The organism is Pseudanabaena sp. SR411 (genome assembly GCF_002251945.1).
Classification (GTDB): Bacteria; Cyanobacteriota; Cyanobacteriia; order Pseudanabaenales; family Pseudanabaenaceae; genus Pseudanabaena.
In genome coordinates, this window is record NZ_NDHW01000107.1 from 24,796 (window position 1) to 35,292 (window position 10,497).

At 41.7% G+C, this 10,497-nt stretch carries 7 protein-coding genes; all 7 read right to left on the minus strand.

Translation table 11 applies throughout. The features are described from left to right. Positions 1 to 21: 21 nt before the first annotated feature. Positions 22 to 4,137, minus strand: a complete 4,116-nt coding sequence (locus B9G53_RS10835) for a cache domain-containing protein (RefSeq protein WP_094532044.1) — start codon at positions 4,135 to 4,137, stop codon at positions 22 to 24. A 204-nt stretch (positions 4,138 to 4,341) separates the two neighbouring features. Further along, a complete protein-coding gene (locus B9G53_RS10840) occupies positions 4,342 to 5,046 on the minus strand; it encodes a DUF1995 family protein (protein WP_094532046.1) in 705 nt (234 codons plus the stop codon). A 36-nt stretch (positions 5,047 to 5,082) separates the two neighbouring features. Then, positions 5,083 to 5,673, minus strand: a complete 591-nt coding sequence (locus B9G53_RS10845; RefSeq protein ID WP_094532057.1) for a Uma2 family endonuclease — start codon at positions 5,671 to 5,673, stop codon at positions 5,083 to 5,085. Positions 5,674 to 5,771: 98 nt separating this feature from the next. Continuing rightward, the gene (gene groL / locus B9G53_RS10850; RefSeq protein WP_094532049.1) at positions 5,772 to 7,433 is read right to left on the minus strand and encodes a chaperonin GroEL; all 1,662 of its coding nucleotides are present in this window, start codon (positions 7,431 to 7,433) and stop codon (positions 5,772 to 5,774) included. Between the two features lie 62 nt (positions 7,434 to 7,495). Continuing rightward, on the minus strand, positions 7,496 to 7,807 hold the full coding sequence (groES, locus tag B9G53_RS10855) for a co-chaperone GroES (protein ID WP_094532051.1): 312 nt from the start codon (positions 7,805 to 7,807) through the stop codon (positions 7,496 to 7,498). A gap of 521 nt (positions 7,808 to 8,328) precedes the next feature. Further along, positions 8,329 to 9,225 (minus strand): DUF3365 domain-containing protein, encoded by an 897-nt coding sequence (locus B9G53_RS10860; RefSeq protein WP_094532053.1) that lies wholly within the window; start codon positions 9,223 to 9,225, stop codon positions 8,329 to 8,331. A gap of 253 nt (positions 9,226 to 9,478) precedes the next feature. Then, entirely contained in the window at positions 9,479 to 10,060 is a 582-nt protein-coding gene (locus tag B9G53_RS10865; RefSeq protein WP_094532055.1) for a 5-formyltetrahydrofolate cyclo-ligase, read from the minus strand. Positions 10,061 to 10,497 lie beyond the last annotated feature (437 nt).

Sequence of the window (10,497 nt, forward strand, 5' to 3'; positions counted from 1 at the left end):
ATCCATAGGGCGATCGTTTAACTATTTGTTAGAAGCTTGCTGAGCCGAATTCATAATTTGATTGTAACAAAAATTATCGACAAGACTGATTAAAGAATGAATTAAAACCGTATTACTTTCGGGGATAGATTTGATCAATTCACTGATTAAATCATTATCAGCTAAGGTTGCCGCATGATGGAGTTGATTAATCCAACTGTCAGGCATTTGCGATAAATAGATTTTAAGATTAGTTGCTAAAGTTTCTAGATCATCTGCATCTCTATCCGTGAGTTGGCGATTGCTTTCATCTTCATATAAGTAAGTTACACCTAGATATTGAGCTAATTTGTCAAAAATGAGTGCTTCTCGAAAAGGCTTACGCACAAAATCATCACAGCCTGCGGAAAGGATAATTGCTTTTTCTTCTTCCAAGGCACTCGCCGTTAAGGCAATAATTACAGTGGCTTGTCCTTTTAAATGGGATTTGATTTGGCGTGTGGCTTCATAGCCATCCATTACGGGCATCCGCATATCCATCCAGATCAGATGTGGTTGCCATTCCTCCCAAATGGCGATCGCCTCAGCCCCATTTTCGGCTTCGCAGACTTTGAATCCTACTGCTTCTAGTATTTTCACTAATAACTGCCGACTTTCCCATCGGTCTTCTACGACTAGAAGCCGATATTCTGACTGGTGGGGAGCTAAACCGATAATATAGCGATCGCTAGTTTGTCTTAATGGCACAGGAGATGCTGACACATTAACGGGAAGATAAACCCTAAAAGTGCTGCCTACACCCAACTGACTACTGACTGTAATCTCACCCCCCATAAATTGAGCAAATTTAAGACTGATGGGCAATCCTAGCCCTGTTCCTTCCGCAGTTTTTTTACCTAGCTCCGTCTGTTCAAATGCTTCAAATATTTTTCCTAAATAATTGGCAGGAATACCTTCACCAGTATCTTCTACGGTAAATTTTAAGATGGTTGTAGTTGGGTTTTTCTCTTGGACTTGAGCTGCTAATTGAGATTTTGGTGCTAAGGATGCATTTGCATCTACATCAATAGATAGAACTATCGAGCCTTGATTGGTAAATTTTATGGCATTACTTAACAAATTAATTAAGATCTGGCGAAGTTTGCCTTCATCAGTGTTAATCCATTGTGGGACGTTAGGCGATCGCTTAAACAGCAGTTGCAGAGATTTATCGCTAACCTTAAGGCGAAACATTTTTTCCAAGGTATCGAGGAGATGATACAGATCAAAGCTAGTGATGTTTAAGGTAATCCGTCCCGATTCGATTTTCGACATATCTAAAACATCGTTAATTAATTCCAATAGATGTTCGCCACTATCATGAATGATTTTCAGATAGGAGCGATGATTGTCTTTCAGTGAAGTGTCGCGTACCATTAGTTGTGCGAAACCCAAAATGGCATTGAGCGGTGTTCGCAGTTCATGACTCATACTTGCCAAAAATTGACTTTTAGCTTGGCTAGCAGCCTCGGCAGCTTGCTTTGCTTGCTTGAGTTGCTGCTCAACTCCTTTGCTCTCTGTAATATCACGAGCAACCCAAACCACAGTCTCTGTATCAATGGGAGAGATACTCGCATTCCACCAAATCGGTTGATCGGTGGGGGAGAGAAGATACTCCACATTTAAAGTTTCCTGTGTTTCTAAAACATGCTGTACATAACCTGAAAAGAGGCTAGCTTGCTCATGGGAAAATAGTTCTGAAGGGAGTTTGCCAATTGCTTCATCAGCATTTTGCCAAACTGTTTGTCTACGGGTTTGAGGGATTTTGAGAATGCGCCCCATGCGATCGCGTACTAAGATTACTTCATCCATCGCCGCAAATAGGGCTTTCATTTCGGCATTGGTTACTCTCAGTCGCTCTTCTGATTGTTTATGATCAATACCTATGGCGATCGCATTAGCGATCAAGTCGATGCTCTGGATATCCGTGTCTAAGTGAAACTGAGAAATCATCAGAATCACTCCGATGACTTTGCCTTTGACAATTAGTGGATGTCCTACTAACGAAATAATCCCTTGCTCCTGCAACCACAATTGCTCAGATTCGCTTAAATCTGCCAAAATTTGATCAGTTAAAAGCGGCTGAAACATTCCTTGGGTAATTGACCATATCCGCTCTCTGCTGATCAGATTACTGAGGCGATCGCTATCTGATTTGTTATAGTTACCCGTGCTGACTTGTAAATTTAAATCATTGCCAAAAGCATTGATTGTCCAGATCTGTACAAAAGAGACGTTCATATGTCGCCATAGGGATTCGACAAAGGCTTGGAGAACTTCTTCCAATGTGTTTAGCTGTGTAGATGCCGAACCAACTTCGGCCATCAAAATTGATAAATGCACCCGTTCTAAAAGCTCTGACTCGACTTGTTTGCGATCGCTAATCTCAAAGATCGCACCATCGATCCACAACACTTGATCATCTTCCGTAAATATTCCCTGCCCTTTCTCATACAGCCAGCGAATAGTACCTTGGGAATCGATAATTCGATATTCCACAATAAAAGCTTCGCGACAGGTTAAACTTTCATTGATAATTCGTTCTACAGTTTCGCGATCTTCAGGATGAATAATACTTGCCCAACTGCGAACTTGATTAGCGATAAATTCTTCAGCAAGATAGCCTGTTATCTCCGTAACCGCTCCTCCGATGAACACCATCGTCCAATCAAGATCGTAATTACAACGATAGACAAGCCCTGAAAAATTGGAAACCAAATTTCTAAATTTATTTTCAGATTCTTGTAATTCTGCTACTCTCTCATGAATTCGCAACTCCAAATTCTCATTAATCTTGCCAAGTTCTGCAAAAGATTGTTTTAACTGTGTCGCCATCTGATTAAAGGATTGCGAGAGAATATTTAATTCAGCAATTGCTGCCGATGGAACTTCTCGATCTAATTCGCCATTTGCCAAGGCTTGACTCGCCAAAGTTAAACGCCATAATGATTTATTAATATACTGAGTCGTGAAAACACCTAAAGCGATCGCGCCTGCTAGTGATAGACAAATGAGCAGAATTGTGTTTTGACGTTTGATGTCAAGCTGTTCTGTAAAGTCAGATTCGGGCATCACTACGGCGATTAACCAGTTAATCCCACGATCATCTCGGTAGGGTAACACCTTGAAAAAAATATTTCTTCCCCCAGCCACAAACTTTAAATTCTGCTCAGTGCTGATTGTCTCTAAGCTCCCAACTTGTTTCTCTAGATACCCCACCGCATCACGAATTATTTGTTGTCTACTATTCTTAATTGGCAATCTCTGTAGTTTTTGTTGATCACCGCTAGTTTCATAGGGCTTTTCCTCAGTAGAGCTAGCTACCAATAATCCTGAAGGTTCAAATATAAAAGCTTCTCCAGTCTTTCCAATTTGCAATCCATCTAAAAATTGGCTAATATTTCCTAGGGAGAGATCAGCCCCTAAGACTCCAATTCTCTTTCCATTAGAGTTATATACAGACAGACTAGCTGTAATCACTTGCTCAGGTAAAGTGGAATCTTGATAGATCGGACTCCAAATTGGTTGATCAGTTTGTAAAGCGGCTTGATACCAAGGGCGTTGACGCGCATCGTAGAATTCTCGCTTCCCTCTCAGTTCAAGACGATTTCCTTGCGCGTCTAGGTTGTAATAGTAACGCTGAAATCCGTCAACATTTATCGCTAATTGCAAAGATTGTGTTGGATTTTGCTTTTTGTCTAGGCGAGTAATTCCCACAAATTCCCCTGCCTTTTCGCCTCCATAATAAATCCAAGAAACAGTAGGGAAATGCTGAACCTGTTGCCAAAGATAGATCTCACTAGCTTTTCCTTCGGTTTTTAATGTTCCTTGCCGCACTGCATCGGCATTAAGTTTATTAATTAAGTGTGGAGTTTCCAGATAAGAAGAGAGCTTTTGCTTAATGCGATCGCTAATTTCATTTTGCAGTTGTCCGACTAAGTTGACGATTGTTTCCTGCTCACTCCGCCAAGACAGCCACGCCATCAATCCTGATATCCCACCGATCAAGATCACAAACTGACTAATTAGAATGAATTTGAGTGGTAATTTTCGGGATTTACGAGCATTGGTGGTTAATAGGCGATCGCTCATAGAATTATTTCCAATGAAAGCTCCCATATAGTTTAGCTATTTTAACTCAAATAAATTTTTCCCTTTATGATTATTTTGCTCTGCATTTCACTCAATAAAGAGTCCAAATTTTTCTTTAATTCCTTCATCAGTTATAAAATCTCTATTTTATAACTGATGTTACGTGGAAGTTTCTAAGCCCCTCGCCCCTCGCCCTTTAGGAGAGGGGACAAGAAATATTAAGATGAGATTTTATCTTGCTAAAGCGCTCAAAAACTGTTGCAAACGTCCTAAAAATGAACCTGATTGCTTGCCAGTCTTCTGTCGAAATAAACGATCAATGTCATCACTGGATGGACGTTGATCCACCTCCGCAAGTTGTTGCATTCCCTCCTCAGTTTGTAACCACACTTGCCATGTTTGCGGATAGCAACGCCATAATGCACCAAGCTCTAGCGGCTTGATGTAATAAGCAGTCTCAAAAGTATTTAAAAAGCGATCGCGCATTTGTCTTGCTGCTAGCCCCAATCCTACCTCATTATTTTCAAGGCGAGGATTGAGCATCACGAAGGGGCGATCGCCTGCTAGCTGCACTAACTTCTCTACTTGCTCGACTTCGACCGAAGTTGGCTCGATTAAGAGAAATGCTTGATCTTCTTCCCGAATGGCTCTGCGTCCCTCATTGACACCGCGTACTGACACTTCAAGATCTGCCCACTCCCGTTTTGCTAGAGCTGCCGCACCTGCGTCCGAGAAAATGGCTTGCCATGCATTGCCATAGCGCTGATTAAAACTAGCTGCAAACTCATAGGCGATCGGCAATGCTTTGAGTTCAGGAAATCGCAAATCGGCAATGACGCGAGTAGCTCCATCAGCGATCTCCTGATGCGTAGCAGCGATCGCTTGCTCGATAGCATCTTCTAAATGGTCTGGAATTAAGATTGGCTCTTGCGTCATATAATGATTATTTTTAAAGTTATTAAAAGCTGCGAATCATTTTAGCAGGTTGCCAAAAACTTGATTGGCGGTCAATTTCAAATTGGGGAAAGTTGGTGATTGTGCAATCTCTTCACCTGTATATTCACTAACTTCATACCAGCCATCATCAAGCCTAAAAATGGTGATTTTCTTGATCAATGGATCGACAACCCAATATTCCAAAATACCTAATACGCTATATTCACCACGCTTAGCGCGATAGTCGGTACTTTTGGTTGACTCGCTTACAACTTCCACAACTAAAATCGGCGGTGGTTGATTGATTTCGATAATTGCCTCACAAGTTTGCAGCGATCGCCACTGAGCTTTGGGCATCACCACCAAATCTGGAATTCGACAGGTATCCCATCTACCACCTTTGGGACTCCGAATACCAACTAACGCAGGTAATACAACCCAGTCTTGATTTTGCTCAGCAATATCGACTTCGAGATTTTTTTCCAAAAACTTGATCACTGCGCCATGTTGTCCTGTCCCCAAACTCATCGGAATTAATTCTCCATTTACCAACTCATAGCGATAGTCAGTCCCATCAATATACTTGAGGTACTCTGCAAAATTTAGGCGATCGCTTGCAATAGTCATAGCGAGTTTTGGCAATAACTTCATTTGAGTTTAACGCAAAAAAGGAGAGATTACGCTTAGCGTAATCTCTCCTTTTTTGGGGAATCTATGGACGATGATTACATCATGCCGCCCATACCGCCCATACCGCCCATGCCACCCATGCCGCCCATACCAGCAGCAGCACCAGCACCAGCATTCTTCTCTGGTTTTTCAACAACTAGAGCTTCAGTAGTCAAGACCATACCAGCAACGGAAGCAGCGTTTTGCAATGCAGAACGGACAACCTTAGCGGGGTCAATGATGCCAGTCGCGATCAAGTCAACGTATTCGCCTTTGAGTGCATCAAAGCCATGATTGAAAGGAAGTTGCTTCACTTTCTCGACGACTACAGTACCTTCTAAACCAGCATTGTCGCTGATTTGACGAAGAGGTGCGGAGAGAGAACGAGATACGATTTCTGCACCGATCGCTTCTTCATTCTTCAAGGTTGCTTTGAAGCCTTGCAATTCCACAGCGAGGTGAGCAAGGGTTGCGCCACCACCAGGAACGATGCCTTCTTCAACCGCAGCGCGGGTGGAGTTAAGAGCATCTTCGATGCGGAGTTTGCGATCCTTAAGTTCGGTTTCAGTGGCAGCACCAACCTTAATTACAGCTACGCCGCCAGAGAGCTTAGCAATCCGCTCTTGCAGCTTTTCTTTGTCGTAGTCAGAATCGCTGAGGTCTAATTCCTTGCGGATTTGAGCAACGCGCTTGTCAATATTGGACTTATTGGCAATATCAGAGACGATAGTGGTTTTGTCTTTAGAAATGGTGATCTTGCGAGCAGTACCTAGCATTTCGAGGGTTGCTGCGCTGAGTTCCAAACCAGTATCTTCAGAAATTACCTGACCATCCGTAAGAACGGCAATATCTTGTAACATCGCTTTACGGCGATCGCCAAAACCAGGAGCCTTGATTGCGGCGATATTCAGAGATCCTCTGAGCTTGTTCACCACTAGGGTTGCCAAAGCTTCGCCTTCAACATCCTCAGAGATGATCACCAAGGGAGAGCCAGAACGAGCCGCTTTCTCAAGAATCGGAACGAGGTCTTGAATCACGTTGATCTTCTTATCAGTGATCAAGATTTTGGCATTCTCAAATTCCACCAACTGACGTTCGTTGTCGGTGACGAAGTAAGGGGAAATATAACCGCGATCGAGTTGCATACCTTCAACAACTTCTAATTCAGTTGTGAGGGACTTCGATTCTTCAACGGTTATTACACCATCTTTGCCAACTTTATCCATTGCTTGAGCAATCATTGCACCCACTTCGTCGTCGTTACCAGCCGAAATGGTGGCAATTTGAGCAATTTCTGCATTGGAGTCAACTGCTTTCGCTTTTTGAGCAATTACATCGACGAGGTGAGCAACTGCCTTTTCGATACCACGACGCACGCCCACTGGGTTTGCACCTGCGGCAACGTTCTTCAAGCCTTCGCGAATCATTTCTTGAGCCAAAACAGTAGCGCTAGTAGTTCCGTCGCCTGCTACGTCATTGGTCTTAGAAGCTACTTCACGAATTAGCTGAGCGCCTGCATTTTCTAAAGGATCTTCTAATTCAATTTCTTTGGCGATGCTCACACCGTCATTGATGATTTGTGGAGCGCCATATTTCTTTTCGAGGACTACGTTACGACCTTTAGGCCCAAGGGTTACGCGCACAGCATCAGCCAATGCATTGACACCACGCTCAAGGGCGCGGCGAGACTCTTCATCAAATACTACGATTTTTGCCATTTTCTTTTAATTTGGTAATTGGTTTTATTCTTTTGACTGGTACTTCGTACAAATCAAATGATTTATTCAACGATCGCGAGAATATCTCTTTCTGCAAGGAGCAAATAATCTACGCTGTCAATTTTGACTTCAGTGCCTGCATACTTGGAGTAAAGAACTTTGTCGCCTGCTTTGACTTCTAGCGCTACACGAGTACCTTTATCATTGCGTGCGCCAGGTCCAACGGCAGTTACTTCACCGATTTGGGGCTTTTCTTGTGCTGTGTCTGGCAAAAAAATACCGCCTACGGTTTTTTCTTCTTTTGATGCTACTTTAACCAATAGGCGATCGCCTAGGGGTTGCAATGTACCAGTATTTAGGGTTAACGATGCCACTATGCCATACCTCCTTAAAATCTAATCAGAGTGGACTTTGCAAGTGATGACTCAAGGTAGATTTTGATCCCACTTTAGTCACACATTGCGTGCTTTAGCACTCTGTCTCACTGAGTGCTAATATACTGCGAAATGAGTATGGGACTAGATCGGCTTACCGTACAAACAATATTTGCCTATAGATTGCCTCAAATTCTAAGCGATGCTGACGATACATAAATATAGCAATGTAAGTTTTGCTTAGGATATAAAACCCAAAAGATGAGTGGCGGCACTTCGCGCCGCTACTCATCTTTTGGGTTTTTGATTTGTCCTACCTATTTCTTACTTTGCTATAGGACTTACGCAAAGGACAAAATGTAGTAGGAGCAATTCATGAATTGTCCCTACGATAAAATGAGGTTTTTCAGGCATTTTTGCGTAAGTCCTAATAAATTTGAAATTTGATCATTGCAATTAAGATTTTAACTACAGCAATCCTAAATGGTAAGAGAGAGTGCTGAAGCACTCTCTCTTACCATTTAGGATTGATTATTGAGCATATCCATAGCCATAGATAGACTTAATTTCATGCGGTTAAATGCATTTGCCAACACTCCAATTTCATCATGAGATGTCTGTTGAAATTCAGTGTCCATTTTACCAACACTGATGTCATGAGCAACCTGTGCCATTTGATTTATTGGCTTAATTACTGTTTGTTTTAAAAATAGATTGAGAAATAAAATGGTGATTGAAAACATAATGCAGACAGCTAACATTACAAATAGCAGGATTTGTCTACTACTATTAATAGTTTCAATAAAAGGGACAGAAATGATTTGCGCTCCAACAATTTCATTAAGCTTCCATCCAAATCCATTTTCTTTTCCATAGGTAGCAAGCATACTTTTAGGTGCTACTTCAGGAGTACTATGGCAACGCAAACAACTTTCCATAGTGACAGTGATAGGACGAGCTATGTAAAACAAATCACCACTTGCATATGGACGAAATCCTGTCAGTTCCTTGGCATTAGCATCATCACGAAAGTGCTTCACTAATTCCGTCTCAAACTCATCAGCTTTATCACGTAAGTTAGTAGGATTTATAGTTGCTTCTTTATAAAAAAATTCGGCGTATTCTTTTTTAGACCGAAAATGTTCAAATACTTCTCTTGCTGAATAACCAGGTACAGTTTGCGGTAAAAACTCTTCTTCCTTCTCAATTCTAGGGGCTAATTCTGGATTAACTTGGGTACTAGTATAGTTGCGAACTGAGTCCATTGTCTGAAGCATAATCTGAGCTTTGGCAACTGTTTGAGATTCAGTGTTGCGATTTAAGATGGAAGATAAAGCTAACCCACTAAATATAATACATACTAAAAAAGCAGTAAGAAAAATCAGATTGAACTTGCCACTAAGACGAAGATTATTCACAGTTTTATCTATTTTTTATAATAGTTTATATGCTTAACAGTTTTATATAAATTAGCTAATAAAAATATTTCACAAACTACCGTTACTGACTGACCATGTGACCAAGATTTTCTTAATTTTCTTAATACTATAGCAATGTAAGAGATAGCTAGAACAAATCAAAGCCCAAATAAATGAAGGCGGCACGAAGTGCCGCCTTCATTTATTTGGGCTTTATGTCCTAAGCAAAATTTGCATTTCTATACACATCGCATCAATAAGCTGTAGAGCGATAGTAAATCACAGATTCCGTTGCGATCGCCTCTAATGGTACGTCCCAAATATCACTAGGAATCGCATCTAAATAGAACTGCTCAAAAATAATTCCGATTTTATGTCCTGTCGAGTTAGGTAACCAGCGATCGTAAAAGCCGCCGCCATAGCCCAGTCGATAACCTCGGCGATCGCAAGCGATCGCAGGAATCAAGATCAGATCAATATTCTGCAAATCCATAAAGGGCAAGTCAGGGTGAGGCTCCAGAATGCCAAAGGCTCCTGATCGCATATTGTTGTCAAAATCAGCGATCGCCACTTGATGCCAAATCAGATCTTTTTCGACACAGCGAGAAAATCCCCAATTTTTGTCAGGAAACATTTGCCACAGGGGACTTAAATCTGGCTCTTGACGAAAATTCGCAAAAGCCAAAATATTTTGCGCTTGTTGAAAAATTTGCCAATTTGAAAGGCGATCGCATAGTAATTGACTTTTTTGTTGCCAAATTTCATAGTGGATGTGGCGACGTTGGTTGAGCAATGTGTGTCTAAGTTGTTTTTTGGATTGCGGAAAATCTGTCATTTTATATTGCTTGCACTGACAAAGGCTGTGAACTCAAGCGCAAGAATTAGTGGTGCGAAGCGAAGCTCCGCACCACTAATTCTTGCGCTTGAGAAACCATTTAAGAATTTTAGTTTTTGCCCCCCTAGCCCCCCAATTCTGGGGGGAACCATATTTAAGTCCCCCAGAATTGGGGGATTTAGGGGGCTAGACACCTAGAGCTTTTAAGTGTTGATTCTTAAATATAGCAATCCTAAATGAGTTGTGTGGAAGCGCACCCCGAAGGGGTGCGCTTCCACAAACCCAAAAATCTACAAATGATTTAGGTCTGCTATAGGTTCTAATGTCTATTTTCAGACTGGGAAGAGAGTGATTTAGAACAGATCTAAGTCAGTCACTGCACCTTTGCTGCTAGTCGAAACAAGCTTGGCATATTTTGCTAAAACCCCTTTAGTGTA